This window comes from Comamonas sp., assembly GCF_009360615.1.
Taxonomy (GTDB): Bacteria; Pseudomonadota; Gammaproteobacteria; order Burkholderiales; family Burkholderiaceae_C; genus Comamonas.
In genome coordinates this window covers 48,999-67,517 of record NZ_SPEY01000007.1, presented here as the reverse complement: position 1 = coordinate 67,517, position 18,519 = coordinate 48,999, and the positions used below count along the sequence as shown (strand labels likewise).

At 64.2% G+C, this 18,519-nt stretch carries 18 protein-coding genes and 1 pseudogene; all 19 read right to left on the bottom strand.

Features of this window, described 5'->3' with window-relative positions; genetic code table 11:
- Window positions 1-148 (bottom strand): annotated as a pseudogene (locus E2583_RS02080) (acetyl-CoA C-acyltransferase); the annotation flags it as partial.
- A gap of 136 nt (window positions 149-284) precedes the next feature.
- Window positions 285-770 carry a MaoC family dehydratase gene (locus E2583_RS02075; protein ID WP_291592734.1) on the bottom strand — a complete coding sequence of 162 codons (486 nt, stop codon included), beginning with the start codon at window positions 768-770 and terminating at the stop codon, window positions 285-287.
- Between the two features lie 2 nt (window positions 771-772).
- Window positions 773-1,558 (bottom strand): SDR family oxidoreductase, encoded by a 786-nt coding sequence (locus E2583_RS02070; RefSeq protein WP_291592732.1) that lies wholly within the window; start codon window positions 1,556-1,558, stop codon window positions 773-775.
- A 216-nt stretch (window positions 1,559-1,774) separates the two neighbouring features.
- Entirely contained in the window at window positions 1,775-2,953 is a 1,179-nt protein-coding gene (locus tag E2583_RS02065; RefSeq protein WP_291592730.1) for an acyl-CoA dehydrogenase family protein, read from the bottom strand.
- A complete protein-coding gene (locus tag E2583_RS02060) occupies window positions 2,950-4,089 on the bottom strand; it encodes an acyl-CoA dehydrogenase family protein (RefSeq protein WP_291592727.1) in 1,140 nt (379 codons plus the stop codon). Before E2583_RS02060 ends, E2583_RS02065 begins: the two co-directional genes overlap by 4 nt.
- Window positions 4,090-4,158: 69 nt before the next feature.
- Complete coding sequence (locus tag E2583_RS02055) at window positions 4,159-5,034, bottom strand: SDR family oxidoreductase (RefSeq protein WP_291592725.1); 876 nt, start codon at window positions 5,032-5,034, stop codon at window positions 4,159-4,161.
- A 59-nt stretch (window positions 5,035-5,093) separates the two neighbouring features.
- Window positions 5,094-6,656 (bottom strand): amidase, encoded by a 1,563-nt coding sequence (locus tag E2583_RS02050; RefSeq protein ID WP_291592724.1) that lies wholly within the window; start codon window positions 6,654-6,656, stop codon window positions 5,094-5,096.
- A gap of 210 nt (window positions 6,657-6,866) precedes the next feature.
- Window positions 6,867-8,021, bottom strand: coding sequence for an acetyl-CoA C-acetyltransferase (locus tag E2583_RS02045; protein ID WP_291592722.1), 1,155 nt, complete (start codon window positions 8,019-8,021; stop codon window positions 6,867-6,869).
- Window positions 8,018-9,157: an acyl-CoA dehydrogenase family protein gene (locus E2583_RS02040; protein WP_291592720.1), complete on the bottom strand. Its 1,140-nt coding sequence runs from the start codon at window positions 9,155-9,157 to the stop codon at window positions 8,018-8,020. Before E2583_RS02040 ends, E2583_RS02045 begins: the two co-directional genes overlap by 4 nt.
- Window positions 9,158-9,174: 17 nt before the next feature.
- Window positions 9,175-10,329: an acyl-CoA dehydrogenase family protein gene (locus E2583_RS02035; RefSeq protein WP_291592718.1), complete on the bottom strand. Its 1,155-nt coding sequence runs from the start codon at window positions 10,327-10,329 to the stop codon at window positions 9,175-9,177.
- Between the two features lie 28 nt (window positions 10,330-10,357).
- Window positions 10,358-11,116, bottom strand: a complete 759-nt coding sequence (locus tag E2583_RS02030) for an enoyl-CoA hydratase family protein (protein WP_291592717.1) — start codon at window positions 11,114-11,116, stop codon at window positions 10,358-10,360.
- Between the two features lie 22 nt (window positions 11,117-11,138).
- Window positions 11,139-12,227: a nitronate monooxygenase gene (locus E2583_RS02025; RefSeq protein WP_291592715.1), complete on the bottom strand. Its 1,089-nt coding sequence runs from the start codon at window positions 12,225-12,227 to the stop codon at window positions 11,139-11,141.
- Window positions 12,224-13,126, bottom strand: a complete 903-nt coding sequence (locus E2583_RS02020) for an enoyl-CoA hydratase (protein WP_291592713.1) — start codon at window positions 13,124-13,126, stop codon at window positions 12,224-12,226. The genes E2583_RS02025 and E2583_RS02020 overlap by 4 nt, the downstream gene beginning before the upstream one ends.
- Window position 13,127: 1 nt before the next feature.
- A complete protein-coding gene (locus tag E2583_RS02015; protein ID WP_291592711.1) occupies window positions 13,128-13,898 on the bottom strand; it encodes a ketoacid CoA transferase in 771 nt (256 codons plus the stop codon).
- A 12-nt stretch (window positions 13,899-13,910) separates the two neighbouring features.
- Window positions 13,911-14,789 (bottom strand): CoA transferase subunit A, encoded by an 879-nt coding sequence (locus E2583_RS02010; RefSeq protein WP_291592709.1) that lies wholly within the window; start codon window positions 14,787-14,789, stop codon window positions 13,911-13,913.
- Window positions 14,790-14,805: 16 nt separating this feature from the next.
- Entirely contained in the window at window positions 14,806-15,708 is a 903-nt protein-coding gene (locus tag E2583_RS02005; protein WP_325801716.1) for a VOC family protein, read from the bottom strand.
- 282 nt (window positions 15,709-15,990) lie between these two features.
- Window positions 15,991-17,073: an alkene reductase gene (locus tag E2583_RS02000; RefSeq protein WP_291592705.1), complete on the bottom strand. Its 1,083-nt coding sequence runs from the start codon at window positions 17,071-17,073 to the stop codon at window positions 15,991-15,993.
- 9 nt (window positions 17,074-17,082) lie between these two features.
- Entirely contained in the window at window positions 17,083-17,730 is a 648-nt protein-coding gene (locus E2583_RS01995) for a nuclear transport factor 2 family protein (RefSeq protein ID WP_291592703.1), read from the bottom strand.
- Between the two features lie 16 nt (window positions 17,731-17,746).
- Window positions 17,747-18,514, bottom strand: coding sequence for an SDR family NAD(P)-dependent oxidoreductase (locus E2583_RS01990; RefSeq protein WP_291592701.1), 768 nt, complete (start codon window positions 18,512-18,514; stop codon window positions 17,747-17,749).
- Window positions 18,515-18,519: the final 5 nt, after the last annotated feature.

Genomic DNA, 18,519 nt, shown 5'->3' with positions numbered 1-18,519 from the left:
CCACATCGGCACCGGCCACGTTCGCCTTGCCGAGCGCCGCACGAATCACATGCCCGCCCAGCACCGGAGCCTCGGTGTCGTTGAAGGCACCCCGGTAGGCCTTGCCAATGGGAGTACGTGCCGTCGAAACGATGACTGCGTCTTTCATGTCTTTGTCTCCTAACTGTCTTGTCGTCGCGCCCTGGGCAGTACGGGCTGCCCTATCGAGGCCGGCCACTCTGTCGGCGGCTCGTGCCTCTTTACAAAAAATGCAAACGTCTGCCGGAGCAGGCGCTTGCACACACTCAATTTTCCTGGATAAAGAACAGCCTGCTGATGGTTTCGACCACGCAGCCGGGTTTGTCCTGATCCATGACCTGCACGCTGATGCGGATCGTGACCTGTACGCCGTCTTCCCCGATAGGCGTCGCCGCCACGACCTCGCCGCTGCCACGCACCCAGCTGTCGACCGGTACCGGGGCCGGGAAACGCACCTTCTCGCAGCCATAGTTGACGCCCATCTTCAGCCCCTCGTAGCGAACCAGCTGGGGGAGAAACAGGTTGGCCAGCGACAGCGTCAGATAGCCATGGGCCACGCAGGTGCCGAACGGGCCGCTGCGGGCCCGCTCGGGGTCCACATGGATCCACTGGTGGTCGCCCGTGGCATCGGCAAACTGGTTGATGCGCTCCTGGCGGATCTGCATCCATTCGGTCTCGCCCAGCTGACGGCCCACCGAGGCCAGCACCGAGGCCGCCGAGTCAAACAGCATCTTGTCTGCGACTGTGTTCATGCTCAGGCCCTCTGCGAGCTCACGGAGACGACTTCGCCCGTCATGTACGAGGAGTAATCGCTGGCCAGGAAGATCATCACATTGGCCACCTCCCAGGGCTCGGCACCGCGGCCGAAGGCTTCCTTCTCGGAGAGCCTGGCCAGCAGTTCCTCGGAGGCGGACTTCTTGAGGAAGGCGTGAATGGCGATGGATGGCGCCACGGCGTTGATGCGGATGCCGAATTCGGCCGCCTCCAGCGCCGAGCAGCGCGTGAAGGCCATCACGCCGGCCTTGGCGGCCGCGTAATGTGCCTGCTCGGTCTGGGCACGCCAGCCCAGCACCGAGGCATTGTTCACGATCACGCCCTTGCCGCGCGGCTGCATGCGCTTGAGTGCTGCGCGCGTCATGCGGAAGGTGCCGGTCAGCGTGATGTCGATGACCTTGCTCCATTCGTCATCGCCCATGTCGACGACCTTGCAGCTGGTGCCCAGGCCCGCGTTATTGATCAGCACATCGATGCCGCCCATGGCGCTGTCGGCTTCAGCAATCAGCGCCTGCACCTGGTCTTCGCGGCTCACGTCGCAGAGCCTGGCGAAGACCTGGGTCAAACCCGTATCCTTTTTGATCTGCTCCACGGCTTCGGCCAGCCGCCGCTCATGCACATCGGAGATGAACAAGGCCTTGCAGCCTTCCTCTGCTGCACGCTTGGCAGCGGAAAAACCGATACCGGCGCCAGCGGCAGCGGTCACGAGCACAGTTTTGTCTTTGAGCAGACCGTGGGCAGCAACGTAGGAGGGAGCGCTAATCATTTTGCATTCAGAAGGTTGTTGCCTGGATCTTCCGGTCGCCGCTGCGCTGCAGCATCGTCACTTTGGACGATAGGTCATTCCCTAATGTCGCCGCAAGGACATTTCAACGCAGAGGATGCGGCCAGCTCCAGGGACAACCCGGAGCTCCTGCGCATCGTCGTCTGAGCCGGGCAGCGCATCTGCCGGCTCCGCCGGTGCAAGGCCGCACGCACCTGATCAGCGTGGCATGCCCAGCGCACGTTCGGCCATGAGGTTCATCTGGATCTCGTTGGTGCCTGCATAGATGGTGTCGGCACGGCTGACCAGCCAGAGCTGCTGCAGCGCGGCCAGCGCGGGATCCTTGAGCACCAGCTCGCCCTGCTCGCCAAGCACATCCATGGCCAGCTCGCCCAGATCGCGGTGCCAGTTGGACCAGGCATACTTGGAGACCGAGGCCACCCGGATCGCCGTGTTATCACCACTGGAGCGCAAGGCATGGGCGCGCAGCGTCTGAAGCCCCATGTCGGCCTTGGCCAGGCGCTGGCGCAGCAGCGGGTCGCGGACCGCGCCATTGCGTTTGGCCAGGGCGATGATCAGATCCAGCTCATGCCGGAAATGCGCCTGCTGCCCCAATGTTGATGCACCGCGCTCGCAGCCCAGCAGGTACATGGCGACCTTCCAGCCCTCGCCCACAGGGCCCAGATGCAGATCGCCTTCGGTGCGTGCGCCGTCGAAGAAGACCTCGTTGAACTCCGAGGTGCCGGTGATCTGGCGAATCGGACGCACTTCCACGCCCGGCTGCTTCAGGGGCACCAGCAGCAGCACCATGCCGGCATGGCGCGCGCTGGCTGTGCTGCACGGTGCTTCGTCCGTACGGGCCAGCACAAACACCCACTCGGATTCGTGGGCCCAGGAGGTCCAGACCTTCTGGCCATGGATCACCCATTCGCCCGTGTCCACGTCGCGGCAGGCCCTGGTTCGGATGCCGGCCAGGTCGGAGCCCGCGCCGGGCTCGGAGTAACCCTGAGCCCAGTAGTCGGTGCCGGCCAGAATGCCGGGCAGGAAGCGCTGCTTCTGCTCGGGCGTGCCATACGCCATCAGCGTGGGCGCCAGCAGGGTCTCGCCGATATGGCCGATACGGCCGGGGCCTCCGCAGCGCACATATTCCTCGTGAAAGATGATTTGCTGGGCCAGCGGCGCATTGCGTCCGCCATACCGGCCCTCCCAGCCCAGGCCCGTCCAGCCGCCCCTGGCCAGCTCCTGCTCCCATTCCTTGGCCAGCTGTGCGTCATAGCCTTCGGCACCCAGGCCGCTGGCATGCTTGAGCGGGGCGAAGCGCCCTGTCAGATGCTTCGCCATCCATTCACGCACCTCGGCGCGAAAGGCCTCGTTGATTTCCGATTCCTGCATCTTCATGCTGCCTCCGTCACGCTCTCGTCCAACAAACGCGCCGCCACCTGCTCGCGCCACTGCTCCACCGTTCCAAGGCGCTGACTCGACGCCTGCGCACGGCGCAAGAACAGATGCGGATCGAACTCCCAGGTAAAGCCCACGCCGCCATGCAGCTGAATGCATTCACGTGTGGAAAAGAGAGCTGCCTCCGTCGCATCCGTGCGGGATTGAGCGGCGAAATAGCCCAGATCGCCCGCAGGGACAGCGGTATCTGCCATGAAAGCTGCAGCATGGACGGCAGATCGCGCAGTCTCCACCTTCACCAGCATCTGCGCCGCGCGGTGCTTGACGCCCTGAAAGCTGCCGACGGCCTTGCCGAACTGCTGGCGCTCTTTGGTGTACGCCACGGCCAGATCCAGCGCGCGCTCGGCCACGCCGACCTGCTCGGCCGCCAGGCCGATGGCGGCCAGATGGCGCGTCTTCGCCCACAGTTGCTCGAGTGCATCGCCATGCATCAGCACGGCAGAGCCAGTGAGCCTCACATTCACGGCCGAGATATCGGCGCTGCTGCGCGTGGCGTCCATCGTCGCCAGCGCCTGCACGCTCAGGCCTTCGGCCCCGGCATTCACCTCCAGCAGCCCCAGAGATCCGCAAGGCAGCGTGGCCGGAAGCAGAAACACATCGGCATGAGCGCCGGAGCCGACCTGGCGCCACTGACCATTGAGCACCAGCACGTCGCCTTCGAGCCTCACGGTCGCTGCGGCGGGCAGCTCACCCTGCACCGTCATGCCCAGCACGCAGATCCGCCCCGAGACCGCCAGGCGCTCGACCACGCCCAGCCCGCTTGCGGTCTGGCTCAGCGCCTGCCACAACGGCGTCACCGCAACGACGGCGTCGAAGAAAGGTATGCAGGCCAGGTGATAGCCCATCTGCTCCTGCAGCAACACCAGTTCACGCCACCCCAGGCCCATGCCGCCTGCCGCTTCGGGCAGGGCCACGCTGCACCACCCCATGTCCAGCACTTCCTGCCAAAGGGAGCGGTCCAGGCCGCCTTCGGTTTCGCAGACCTTGCGCACCCGGGCCGTGCTGCTTTTTTCCTGCAGAAAGACCGCGGCGCTTTCGGCAATCATCTTTTGTTCTTCGTTCAGACTTAAATCCATGATGGCTCGCGTCCTGAGTTCTTCATCAAGTAGGAAGGCCGGACTCCAAGACCCGGCCGCTGGCGGCGTTCAGGTCCCGTAAACCTTCTGGGGAGTCCGGCCCTCGGCAATCAGTCGATCGACGACAGCAGACAGCTCGGCAGGCTCCCAGCGTGCCCGCTTGTCGTGGACCTTGCCGGTGAACCAGCCGTCGGCCACGGACAGCTCGCCACCCTTGGCCTCGAAGCAGCGCCCCGTCACATGGGCGGACTCTGCGCTGCCGAGCCATACGACGATGGAGGCCACGTTCATGGGGTCCCAGACATCGAAGCCGGTTTCGGGCTTCTTGACCATATCGGGCATTGCGCCTTCGGTCATGGAAGTGCGCGCCGCCGGTGCCAGGCAGTTGGCGGTGATACCGTAGCGCGCCAGCTCGGCCGCCTGCACCAGGGTCAGACCGGCAATGCCGGCCTTCGCTGCGGCATAGTTGCTCTGACCGATGGAGCCTTGCAGACCGGCACCGGAGCTGGTGTTGATGATGCGCGCATCCACGGGCTTGCCTGCCTTCTTCTGGTCGCGCCAATAGCTGCCGAAGACCTTGGCCATGCAGAAATGGCCGCGCAGATGCACGCGCATGACCATGTCCCAGTCTTCTTCGGAAAGACTCAGAAACATGCGGTCGCGCAGTACGCCGGCATTGTTGACAATGACCTGCACATCGCCAAAGGCGGCCAGCGTGGCCTCCAGAATCGATTGCGCACCGGCCACGCTAGTGATGTCACCGGTGTTGGCGAGCGCCTGTCCCCCGGCAGCCCTGACTTCGTCGGCCACGGCCTGGGCAGCTTCGGCGCGAATGTCGTTGACCACCACATTTGCACCTTCCTGTGCGAAGGCCAGCGCATAGGCGCGCCCCAGGCCACCGCCTGCACCCGTGATGACGACGGTTCTCTGGTTGCAAATACCCATTTGTTTCCCCTTTTGCTTGCGGTGCAGAGCAGGCACGCAGCCAGTCTGCGCTCTTGAAATCACGCTTTGAAAACCGACAGATCGGGCCGACGATGGGCCCAGGGCACGGCTTGCTCCAACTGCGCGGCCAGTGCCAGCAGGCGGCCCTCGCGCCCGAAAGGTGCCGCAAAGTGCGCGCCGATCGGCAACTGATCCGCCGTCCAGTGCATGGGCACGGACATGGCGGGCTGGCCCGTCATGTTGAAAAGTGCGGTGTAGGGCGATGCCTTGACGGCTTCGCGCGCGAACGAGTCATAGGGCTGATCCAGCGTCAGCACGCCCAGCAACGGAGGCGGAACCGCCATCACCGGAGTCAGGATCAGGTCGTACTTGAGAAAGAATCGGTCCAGAATCTGACCGGCCGTGTCGAAGTGGGTGCGCGCCATCAGCATCTGCTCGGCGGTATAGGAGCGGGCCTTTTCCAGGTACAGCCAGTCCATCTTCTCAAGCTCATCCTGGCGCACGGAGCGACCCAGTTCCTTTTCGCGGGCGCGGATGCTGGCCATCATGCCCACCGAGGTCACCACGCCCAGACCCGAGAACACCTCGGCCACCGGCAGCTCGGGCATGTCCTCGACGATTTCATGACCCAGCGCCAGGCAGGCCTGGATGGCCTTGTCCACGGCTGCCTGGCAGTCCGCATGCACGGGAATGCCAAAGTAGTTCCTCGACCAGACGGCGATCCTGAGCTTGTGTGGCGCCTGCCTGAGAGCGTCCAGATAGCTGCCTTCCACATCGCGCGGAGGAATGGTGCGCGAGCCGGGCTCGCGTCCCTGCGTCAGGTCGAGCAGGTGAGCACTGTCGCGCACGCTCCGGCTGATGACATGGTTCATGGACAGTCCCATCCAGCCCTCCATGCTGGCCGGGCCGGCGGGCAGCCGCCCGCGGCTGGGCTTGAGACCGAACAGGCCGCAGTGCGAGGCGGGAATGCGGATGGAGCCCCCGCCGTCGCTGGCATGGGCCACAGGCACAATGCCCGCTGCCACCGCCGATGCCGCACCTCCCGAGGAGCCTCCCGTGGTGTGGGCCGCGTTCCAGGGGTTCGGCGACTGGCCGTACAGCAAGGATTCGGTCGTGGGCGTCTGGCCGAACTCGGGCGAAGCCGTCTTGCCGAAGATGTTGAGACCGGCCGCCTTGTAGCGTGCCACCAGGGTGCTGTCGAACTCCGCCACCGCCCCCTTGAAGAAGCGGCAGCCGTTGGTGGTGACCGTACCCTTCAAATACTGGTTCAGGTCCTTGAGCAAGAAGGGAACACCCCACATGGGCGCCCTGGCCGTAACTTCGGCGCGTGCCGCGCTGCCCAGCGCCGACATCTGCCTGGCCTGCTCATGCGCCAGCTCGTAATCCTTGATGACCACGGCGTTCAGCTTGGGCAGGGCCTCGGTGCGTGCAATCGCGGCCTCCAGCGCTTCCAGCGGCGTGATATCGCCGCGGCGGATCTGCTCGGCCCAGGCATAGCCGTCGGGCACGGCTGCTGCGTTCTTCTTCTGCGCGGCGACGGAGGGCAGGGTCGCGGCGGCGGCCACGGCACCTGCCCCCTGAAGAAAGCCGCGACGATCCACACCTTGATTCAATGTTTGCATGGTCTCCATCCTTTGGTTGTTCGGGATTCGGGATTCGGATTGCGGGTATGGACTGCACCGGCACGCGATGCCCCCAGAACCGCGCTGGCTCCAGCTGTCGGATCGTCCTGCATGGCGCTGCTGTCTGCGCTGGCTTTCTGGACGACTTGCCCGAGCGCTCACGCCTGAAATCCGGCTCGATGCAGGGATGCCGCGCCTTCATGAAGGCCGTCAGAGTCGTTCGATGATGGTGACGTTGGCCTGACCACCGCCTTCGCACATCGTCTGCAGGCCGAAGCGACCGCCGGTGCGCTCCAGCTCGTGCAGCAGCGTGGTCATCAGCCGGGCTCCCGAAGCCCCCAGCGGATGGCCCAGCGCAATCGCGCCGCCATTGACATTGGTCCGAGCGTGGTCGTATCCGGTTTCCTTGAGCCAGGCCATGACCACGGAAGCGAAAGCCTCGTTGATCTCGACCAGGTCGATGTCGGACATGGTCATGCCCGCCTTCCTGAGCGCATATTCCGTGGCTGGAATCGGCGCGGTCAGGTGCCAGATGGGGTCATCGGCACGCACGCTCATGTGGTGAATGCGGGCGCGGGGCGTGAGGTGGTAGCGCTTGAGCGCAGCCTCGGACACCACCAGAACGGCGGCCGCCGCATCGCAGGTCGAGCTTGAGACGGCTGCGGTGATGGCGGGGTAGGACGGGTCCACAGGCTCCAGGGAGGCCATCTTCTCCAGGGTCGAAAGGCGTGCCGTTTCGTCCATCCCGAAATCGCCGAATGGCACGATTTCACGGTCGAAGCGGCCTTCGGCAATCGCCTTCAGGGCCCGGTCATGGCTTTCCTTGGCAAACACTTCCATGTCGCCGCGGCTCAGGCCCCAGTGGTCGGCAATGCGCTGGGCGGCATAGAACTGGTTGACAGGTGCGTTGCCGAAGCGGGACTGCCAGCCCTTGCTCTCGGCAAACGGCGTGCTGAATCCCAGGGGCTGTCCGGCCAGCATGGCCGAGGAGATCGGAATCGCGCTCATGGTCTGCACGCCTCCGGCCAGCACCACATCCTGCGTGCCGCTCATCACGGCCTGGGCTGCAAAATGAATGGCCTGCTGGGACGAGCCGCACTGGCGGTCGATCGTGGTGCCGGGCACATTCAGGGGCATGCCGGCCGCCAGCCAGGAAGTGCGGGCGATGTCACCGGCCAGGGAGCCGATGGTGTCCACGCAGCCAAAGATCACGTCGTCATAATCGGCTGCGGGAATGTCGTTGCGCTCGACCAGTGCCTTGATCACATGGGCGCCGAGGTCGGCGCCGTGCACAGCGGCAAGAGAACCCTTGCGCTTGCCGGTGGGCGAGCGCAGTGCATCAACGATATAGGCCTGGGCGCTCATGCAGCCACCTCCTCATCCATGTTCCTGACGGCATCCTGCGCAGAGCAGGAGCCGCGTGAATCGATGTCCCGGTCAAAGGTCGAGCCGGGTCCCACGGGAGCATCGGGGCTGCGCAGCAGGCCCTGGGTCAGACGGGCCGCGTGGCAGGCCTTGTCGCCCCAGGCGGCATCCAGCACCCAGGCCCGCTTCATGAACATCTGCAGATCGACTTCCCAGGTGTAGCCCATGGCCCCATGCACCTGCAGGCTGTGGCGCGCTGCAAACCAGCTCGCTTCGCTGCACTGGAGCTTGGCGTGCGAGATGCGCACGGCCAGATCCGACTCTCCATGCTGCAGCGCATAGAAGGCGCGGTAGAGCACGGGCTTGGCAAATTCGATCCTGGTGACGATGTCGGAGAGGTGGTGCTGCACGGCCTGGAAGCTTCCGATGACCTTGTCGAACTGCTTGCGCTGCGCCACATAGTCCACGGACAGGTCCAGCATGCGCTGGGCCAGGCCCAGCATCTGCGCAGCAGCAGCGAGCGCGCCGCGCTCACCCGCCGTGTCCCAGACCTTCTGGCCCTGCGTGCCGTCGAGCAGGCGGCTGGCTTCGGACGGAGTCCAGCACACCTGAGCAAGGCGGCGCGAGGAGTCAATACTGCGCAGTGTCGTGATCTCGCACTGTGCGGGCTGGACCAGATGCAGCTCCAGACCGGTGGCCGTGGCATGCGGCAGCAGCAACACGTCGGCCAGCGCGGCGTCCGCCACCTGGGGATTGACGGGATGGCCCACGGCCACGCGACAGCTGCCTGCGGCGATCCTGGAGAGCCAGACACGGCTTTCATGCCCTTGAGGCAAGGCGTCCAGCATGCCCACGGCTACGTAGGCGGTATCGCTCAGGGAATCGGGCAAGGCGTAATAGCCCACCTCCTGCAGCAGCAGTGCCCAGTCCACATCGGCCAGCCCCATGCCGCCATCGGCCTCGGGTGCCGACAGACCCATCAGGCCCTGCTCGGCAATCCTGGCCCACAGCTCGGGGCTGCGGCCGCTCGGGGTTTCCCAGATATCCCTCAGCAGCTCAGGAGCTGCTTCGGTCATCAGAAAACGGCTGATCGAGTCGCGGAATGCGATTTGATCTTCGGTAAAGGTGAAGTCCATGATTGTCTCCCTGCCGGTCAGGATTTGGGCAGGCCCAGCATGCGCTGGGCGATGATGTTGCGCTGGATCTCGTTGCTGCCCGCGTAGATGGGGCCGGCCTGCGAGAACAGGAACCCTTCCAGCCATTCGTTGGCCTCGGCGTCATCGATGAGCTCTGCCCGCGCGCCCAGAATGCGCATCGCAGTCTCGTGAATCATGATGTCCAGTTCGGACCAGACAATCTTGTTGGTGCTGGCCTCGGCGCCGATCTGAGCCCCCTTGTTCAAGCGCCCCACCGTGTGATAGGAGGACAGGGTATAGGCCTCAGCCCCCTGCCAGGCGCGCAGAACGGCATCGCGAATGGAGTGATCGCGGTCGGCATCGACCTGGTTGCGCAGATACAGATCCACCAGCTTCTGTGCGCTGCGCTGATAGCGGGCGGGAGAGCGAAGCAGCAGTCCTCGCTCGAAGCCTGCCGTCGCCATTGCCACGTGCCAGCCCTTGCCTTCGGCGCCCAGCAGGTTTTCCGCAGGGACCTCCACCTCATCGAAAAAGATCTCGGCAAAGTGCTCACGACCGTTGATGGCACGGATCGGGCGCACGGTGATGCCGGGCGTGTTCAGGGGCACCAGGATGTAGCTCAGACCGTGGTGGCGGCTCGACGTCGGGTCGCTGCGAAACAGGCCGAACACCCAGTCGGCGAAGATGGCACGGGTGGACCAGATTTTCTGGCCGTTCAGAATGAACTTGTCGCCCTTGCGGATGGCACGGCTGCTGATGGCCGCCATGTCGGAGCCGGCATTGGGTTCGGACCATCCCTGGGCCCACATATCGTCGCATCGCGCCATGCGGGGCAGAAAGCGGGCCTTCTGCTCGGGCGTCCCGAACTCCATCAGGGTGGAACCCAGCAGCAGGATGCCGTTCTGGTTCACGCGGGCTGGCGCATCGACCGCCCAGTACTCTTCCTCGAAGATCAGCCACTCGGTCAGGTCGCAGCCGCTGCCGCCCAGCTCCTTGGGCCAGGTCACGGCGCTGTAGCCTGCGTCTGCCAGCCGGGCTTCCCATTGGCGGTGCTGCTCGAAGCCCTCGCGGGTGTCATAGCTTTGCAGACGCTGCCTGGGCACGTTGTCCCTGAGCCACTCGCGCACCTGGGCACGGAAGGCCTTCTGCGCTGGGGTGTATGTCAAATCCATGGTCGTCTCCTCTTCGCGCTATCGGTGCTCAGAACTTGGCTTCGCGCTTTTCCACGAAGGCGCTGCGCGTCTCGGCGGAGTCGGGGCTCATATAGGCTTGCAGGGTGAAACCCTGCTCCCAGCGGTACTTGTCTTCGAGATTGCCGTCCTCGATGCCGGTCAGCGCCTCCTTGGCGATGCGGATCATGGCGGGGCTCTTGGCGGCAATCCGGTTGGCGATGTCCATGGCGGTGTCGCGCAGTTGCTCGCGGGGAACCACACGCTCGATGGCCCCCAGGCGCAGGGCCTCTGCCGCAGCGATCATCTCGCCCGTGAAGAACAGGTAGCGGGTTTTCTGCACGCCGAACATGCGCTGCAGATGGGCGGCCCCGCCCATGGCGCCGCGGTCCACTTCGGGCAGGCCGAAGGTGGCGTCTTCGGCCGCGATCACGATGTCGGATGCGCCGCAGATACCGATGCCGCCGCCCAGCACAAAGCCGTGCACGGCGGTGATCACGGGCACCCGGTTCAGATGCACGGCCTTGAAGGTCGCGTAGTTGCCGGCGTTCACGTCGAGGATGAGCTTGTCGTTCTCGGCCAGCTCCTTGATGTCCACACCGGCACAGAAGCCCCGGTTCTCGGCGCGAATGACGATCACGCGCACCTCGGGCCTGTCGCCCAGCGCCTGGATTTCCCGGGCCAGACCATTCCAGCCGGCGGCATTCAGGGCATTCACCGGAGCGCGGTCGATCACCAGCTCTGCCACGCCGTTGTCATGAATATGGGAATGAAATTGTTGAGTGGACATATCCGGTCTCGTTGGCTTGTTGTTATGCGGGAGTCAATGCGTTCAGTGCGTTGCGACGCTCCATGGCCTGGCGGACAATGCCGCCTATCATGTCCTCGCAGCTGTCGAGCCTGCCGATCAGCGCGGCCACCTGACCGGCTGACATCACGCCATCGGCCGGGTTTCCATCCACCATGGAGCGCTGCAGCAGCATGGGTGCGTTGGCGGCCATCACGGTCTGGGCCACCGAAGAAGAGTCCTCGCGCAGGGCCTTCATGAAGATGCTCAGGGCCTGGCCCGTGGTCATGCCGGTCTCGGCCTTCCACTGCAGCGCCAGGCTCAGGGCAATGCGCAAGCGTTTCATGGGACTGGCCTTTTCCAGCATGGCCAGGTATTCGTTGGGAATCATGCGTTGCGGCATGCCATCGACCAGATGCGAGATGGCGATCTTTTCCGCATCCCTGGCGGCCAGATAGCGCTGCAGCGTGGCCTGCGGGACCTTGGAGTCACTGGTCATCAGAAAGCGCGTGCCCATGGCAATGCCCGATGCGCCGTAGGCCAGTGCGGCCAGCAGACCGCGGCCGTCATAGAAGCCGCCAGCGGCAACCACCGGAACCTGGACCGCATCCACCACCTGGGGCAGCAGCACCGTCGTGGGCACGCTGCCGGTATGGCCGCCCCCTTCACCGCCCTGCACGGTGATGGCGTTGGCCCCCATCTCGATGGCCTTTTGAGCGTGCTTCAGGGCTCCCACGGTGGGCATGCAGACGATGCCGGCCTCGCGCAGGCGGCCTATTACCTTCTTGTCCGGGCCACGGCCGTAGCTGACTGCACGCAGACGGTACTTCACGGCCAGATCCAGCAGTTGCTGGGCATTGGGCTGGAACATGTGAAAGTTCAGTCCGAAAGGCTGGTCGTCGGTCTCGCGCTTGACGCGAAGGATTTCGGCCTCGATTCTGTCGGCTGCAATGGTGGCCCCTGCCAGGAATCCGAAGCCGCCGGCATTGGTGGTCCCTATCACCAGATCGGCGCCGGCCACATAGCCCATGGCCGTCTGGATCACGGGGTAGCGGCATCCCAGCAGGTCGCAAAGAGGAGTGCGCAGACTGCCCATGTCGTTCATATTGCTCATGCCTTTGACGCTTCTTTGTTGGCCTTTGCCATGGACCTGGCGTCCTGGCCGCCCAGTTGCCCCATGCCCATCGCCTGGCTGTGCGCGTGGGCAAAGTGGTGGTAGCCAAAAGCCATGTCCATGGTGGAGCGAAGGCCCTGCAGTTCCTCGGCCTTGTTGACGACCATCTTGGTCAGCGCCATGCCCAGACGCGGCTGGGCCGCCATGCGCTGGGCCATGGCATAGACCTGGTCCTCAAGCTCGGCACGCGGCACCACGCGGTTGACCATGCCCATCTGGTAGGCGCGCTCTGCCGGCATGCGCTCGCCCAGAAGCAGGAATTCCTTGGCAATGCGCGGATGCAACTCGTGGGCATGGGCGAAGTACTCCACGCCGGGAATGCCCATGCGCACCACGGGGTCCTGGAAGAAGGCATCGTCGCTGGCCACGATCAGATCGCAGACCCAGGCCAGCATCAGGCCGCCCGCCACGCATGCGCCCTGCACCATGGCAATCATGGGTTTGGGGATCTCGCGCCAGCGCCGGCACATGCCCAGATAGACCTCTTGCTCGCGGGCAAACAGCTGCTCGCCCCCCGGTTTGTTGGTGTGATCCCACCACAGGTGAACGCGGTCGAACGGCTTGTTGATGTCGCGGCCGGGCGTGCCGATGTCGTGACCTGCGCTGAAGTGCCGGCCCTCGCCGCGCAGCACGATGACCTTGACGCTGTCGTCGTCGGTCGCCTTGCGCAAGGCGGCATCCAGCGCATAGGTCATCTGCGAGTTCTGCACGTTGTGGAACGCGGGCCGATTCATGGTGACCGTGGCAACACCGTTGTCCACGCCATAGAGCACAGGCTCGCCGGTTTCATAGACGGCGTTGTCCTCGCGCGTCACAAATTCGCTGGATGCATGCTGCATATCAGGCTCCCATGGCCATGGCGCGCAGATTGTGCGGATCGAGCTGGGCCAGCAAGGCCAGCTGCTCGGGCGTGGGGTCGGGTGTCACGCCCACATTCTCGGGAACGTGTATCTCAAAGCCGGTGGCTTCCCTGACCTGTGCCGCCGTCACCCCGGGGTGCAGCGACACCAGGCGCACCTGATGGCCGGGACCGCCAAAGTCCATCACGCACAGATTGGTGAAGATGAAGCGGATGTCCGTGGTCTCCTCCAGCGTCCAGCCCTTGGCCAGGCGCGCGCTGTTGTAGCCCACGCTGCCCACGGCATCGACCTCGCCCGACACAAAAACCTTGGTGCTGTGATTGGGCACGAAGAAGGAATTGGCATGATTGATGGAGTTGCCGGGAAAGCCGCGCACGCCCAGCATCATGGACTTGGGACGGGCGTAGTCGCCACCCACCATGGAGATATTGCCCTGCCCGAAGCGGTCCACCTGCACGGGCCCCACCATGGCATGGCGCTTGCCCCCCCAAACGTTGTCGAAGATGCGCGAGAAGCCCATCCAGTTCTCTCGCCTGATCTTGTAGTCACCGCGAGGGCCCACAGGCACCGGCTCGCTGACCACCCAGGCCTCGGAGTCCGTCATGATCAGATCGGTGTTGAGGGATCGCATGCACAGCGAGGCCGCCAGTCGTGGCACCAGCCCGATGCCGGTGGCCAGCACCTCGCCGTCGTTTTCCCAGGCACGTGCCGCAGCGCAGATGACGCGATCTACCAATGCAATTTCACTCATCTCTTGGCCTCCTCAGAACACAGGCAGGGGCAGGCGCTTGATCGCGTCCATGCCACCCACTTTTTCCAGATATTCCTGCTCCGTGCACTGCACGTATTTCTGCTGGTAGCTGTCCCAGCCGCCCTCTTCCTTGCTGCTGGCCACGTATTCCTTGAAGTGCTTGACATCGAAGCCATACAGGGGCGCGCAGGACGATGGGTGGGCACCACCTGGCAGGTGCACCACGCCCGTGGTTTCGGAACGCTCCCAGAACACCAGTCGCGCGGCTTGCTCCGACTCGAAGCTGCTGCTCTCGACCAGTTCGTCGCAGCTCACAAAGGTGTTGGTCGCGGCGCGCGCAAACAGGTCGTCCATATAGATGTCGGGGCCGGCAATCTGGCAGACGCCGCGGGAGTCCGCGCGATCCACATGCAGCAGGGCCACATCGAGATCGATGGCGGGCATCGCCACCCATTCCTTGCCGTCGTAAGGCGACTCGATCAGGCGGATGGAGCGGTTGTGCTTGAGCACATCGGTACCCAGGCCGACCCGGGTCGGGATATAGGGAATGCGCATGCCGGCCGCCTTCAGGCCCAGCACCATATGACCCTCGTCAATTTCCATGACTTCGATCTCGCCGCTCTGGCGCGCCTTGCGGAAATAGGGCTCCAGCGGAATGAAGTCCAGCGACACGAAGGCGAAGATCAGCTTGCTGACCTTGCCGGCCGCGCACAGCATGCCCACATCGGCGCCGCCATAGGCCACCACGGTCAGATCCTTGACGGGGCTGCGCAACAGCTCGCGCACCAGGGCCATGGGCTTGCGCCTGGGACCCCAGCCACCGATACCAATCGTCATGCCATCCTTGATGGATGCCACAACGTCCTTCGCTGTCATCAATTTATTGGCCATGTCTCCAAGCCTCCTATCAGTTGTTTTCGGGGCGGCCCACGCTGAAGTCGTGCCCCCAGAGGCTTACGGTCGTGAACTCATGCGTGATGTGGTGATCCCAGTCGATGATGGCGCCGCCATAGCCGAACTCCAAGTCGAAGTTGGAGGGCGTCTTCATGTAGAACGAGATCATCTTGTCGTTGGTGTGCTGGCCCAGGGTGGCGGAGAGCTTGACCTGGCTCTTTTGCATGCGGTCCATGGCGCGGCCCACGTCAGGCATGTTGTCCACTTCCACCATCACGTGAACGCAGCCTGACGCGGAAGGGAACTCGGCCAGTGCCAGGCTGTGGTGACGGCCGTTGGCGCAGTGGAAGAAATGGATGCGGACCGTGGGACCGGCATCGCCTGCAGGCTTGAAGTTGTAGATGTCCGAAAGACCAAAGCCCAGCACATCGCGCACAAAGGCCACGGTCCTGTCGAAGTCGGGAGCAGGCAGCACGGTATGTCCGAGGCCATAGTCACCGGTGACGAAGCGCGCCACCCCCTGCGGCGACGCGAAATGGCCGAAGTCGGACTTGAAGCCCCAGACGATCTCGTGCCGGTTGCCGGACGGATCGGTCACCACAACCAGCTGCTGCACATGGCGTTTGGCGCATAGCTCGGGGCTGCCCATCTCATAGCGCACGTCGGCGGCCGCCAGCGCCTTGAGCGCCTGCTCGAACGCATCCTTGCCCGCCACTTCCCAGCCCGAGGCGCTGTACCTGTCGTTGCTGCCGGGCTGCACCTGGAAGCGAAACTGGCGCTCGTCCATCTTGATCAGCAGATCGCCGTCGGCCGTGATGCTGGGCATCATGCCAAGCACATCACGTGCGTAGCGGACCCAGCGATCCAAATCAGAGCTCTCGGCGACAACGTACGCAAGTCCACGTATTTCCATCATGATGTCGGGGCCTCCAACCCAAATCCTGTCGTGATGCAGAGGATTCTGGAGAGGACAGTCTTGGCAAACATCGTCCATTGAGACTAACGATTCGCGGCTGACTCACCCAAATTTCATAGCATTCACTCCATGACCTGCAATAGATTGAACAGAACGGACTAGAGGAGCTCACGCCTTTGGCACGGGCGGCTCCGACACTCTGGCGACAGCCGTGAAAACCCGCAAAAAAAGCCGCATCCCCGAGGGAATGCGGCCAACACGATGAACTCCGTTTGGGACCGATCAGACGGCCTGCACCTCATCCGAGGATGCATAGTCGTTGTAGCCCCGAGCACCGGGGGTGTAGAGCGTGTTGCGGTCAAACTTCGACAGAGGCAGACCCAGGCGCAAGCGCTTCACGAGATCCGGGTTGGCAATGAAATGCCGCGCAAACGACACCGCCCGGCCCTCGCCGGCCTGAAGCGCTGCTTCGGCGCTTTGCGCATCAAATCCGTCGTTGAGAATCAGGTTCTCGCCAAAGTTCTCTCGTGCCAGCCTGAAGGCATCAATGGAAGGATCGAAGACCGCACGCATCACATGCAGATAGGCAATACCCAGCGTGGCGGCCTGCCGCATCAGCTCGGCATGCGTTTCCGCCGAGTTTTCGTCGGCCGTGTCATTGAATGTGTTGCCGGGGTTCAGGCGCAGCCCCACACGGTCAATGCCGATGGCCTCCCCCATGGCGCCCAGGCACTCCACGGCAAAACGCGAGCGGCTGCGGGCGTTGCCACCATACTCGTCGGTGCGCCGATTGGTACTGGAGTGCAGGAACTGCAGACTCAGATAGCCGCTGGTGCCGTGCAACTCGACACCGTCAAAGCCGGCATCCATCGCGCGTCTGGCAGCGGCGGCATGCCCGGCGATCGTCTTCCGCACTTCTTCGGTGGTCAATGCCTGGGGCGGGTCGAAATCCTGCATGCCTGCAGCATCGGTCCAGATCTTGCCCTGCGCCTGAATGGCAGATGCCGACACCGTGGGCACGCCAGCAGGTTTGATATGGCGGCTGCCGATGCGCCCGGAATGCATGATCTGCAGCACGATGGAGCCGCCTCGGGCATGTACGGCATCCGTCACACGGCGCCAGGCGCGCACATGACCGGCCGTCTCGATGCCGGGCTGGCGGCAGTAGGCCTGACCCGTGACCTCGGGCCAGGCCCCTTCGGCCACGATCAGGCCGGCATCACCGCGCTGCCCGTAATGCTCGGCCATGATGTCCGTGGGCGTGCCGTCGGCATCGGCCCGGTTGCGGGTCATGGGAGCCATGACCACGCGATTGCGAAGAGCAATCCTGCCCAGATGGACGGGCGTGAAAAGCGTTTGACTCATGCCGGCTCCTTAGCGCACGCGCATGCGCGGTGCCGGTGTGCCACGGCGCATGGTTGTGAGGAATTGCTCCAGTGGCGCGGGTGGCGCCACCTGAGGCAGTGCATCCTTGTCGGGACGCCGGGCCCAGAACTCCCTCCAGCTGGGAAACAGATCATGGAAAGCGCCATGGTAGGGCTCCCGGCCAGGCCAGCGCATCTTCATGTCGCCAATCGGCGGCTTGTTCAGATCCGTGGCATACCAGTAGCAGGGCAGACGGCGGCGGAAGTACCACTGACCGTCGATGCGCTCATAGTCGTCCCAGTACAGCATCTGCATGATCACCCACTCGGCACCGCACTCATGCTCGTTCTTGGAATAGACCACGCCGGTGGCGTGATCCCGGTCCACGAACTCGATGATGTGCTGACCCAGGTGGTGCGAGGTCCCGGTGAACTGGTCCCGCAGCGTGCTGTCCTGCCAGGCCATGAAATGCGCGCGGCCCACTTTGTCCTTGCCCACCCTGATATCGGGAGCAAACAGGTTCACATGGGCATCCATGTCACGCATGTCCAGCGACAGGGAGTACTTGCCGGCCAGCTGCCGGATCGCATCCAGCGACTCCAGCCTGTCGATGCGCTCTTCAAGCGTTTGCGGCCACTGATTCACGGATTCAGTCATCTCTTCAGACTCTTTCTCACAGCGCAGTCACCAGTACGGCGGAACGACCGCCATCCACGGGCAGGGCGGCCCCCGTCACATAGCTGGCTTCGTCGCTGGCCAGGAACAGCACGGCATTGGCCAGCTCGCCGGACTGGCCCACACGCCCCATGGGAATGAGCTTTTCGGTGTTCTTGCGTGAGGCATCGTCGGCCAGCATGCCGGCCGTGGAGGGGGTTTCCACCACGGCGGGAATCACCACGTTCACACGGATGCCTGAGGGCGCGCCTTCGGCGGCCGCAGCACGCGAGAAGTTGATGATGGCGGCCTTGGCCGCCGAGTAGCCCGACATGTAAGGCGTGCCCAGCGTGCCGCAGATGGAGCTGATATTGACGATGGAGCCGCCCTTGGCGCCCATCAGCTTCAGTGCCGTGCGGGTGCCCCAGAACGTGCCGTCCACCGACGTGGTGAAGTTGGCATGCCAGTCCGCCGTGGTCATGCCGTCGATACCGCCCCAGGTATAGGCCATGGCGTTGTTGACCAGAATGTCCAGGCTGCCATGCTTTTGGGCCGTCTGTTCCAGCGCCCCGACAAACTGGGCTTCGTTGCCTACGTCGGCCACGATGGCCTCGGCCCTGCCGCCACCCGCCAGGATCCTGGCCACGACCTCATCGAGAGGCTCCTTGCGGCGACCGCAGATCACCACCGTCGCCCCCTCCTGCGCGAAACGCTCGGCCGTCGCCGCACCGATACCGGAGCCGCCACCCGACACAAATGCAATCTTGCCCTGCAGACGCTTGCTCATGCCTG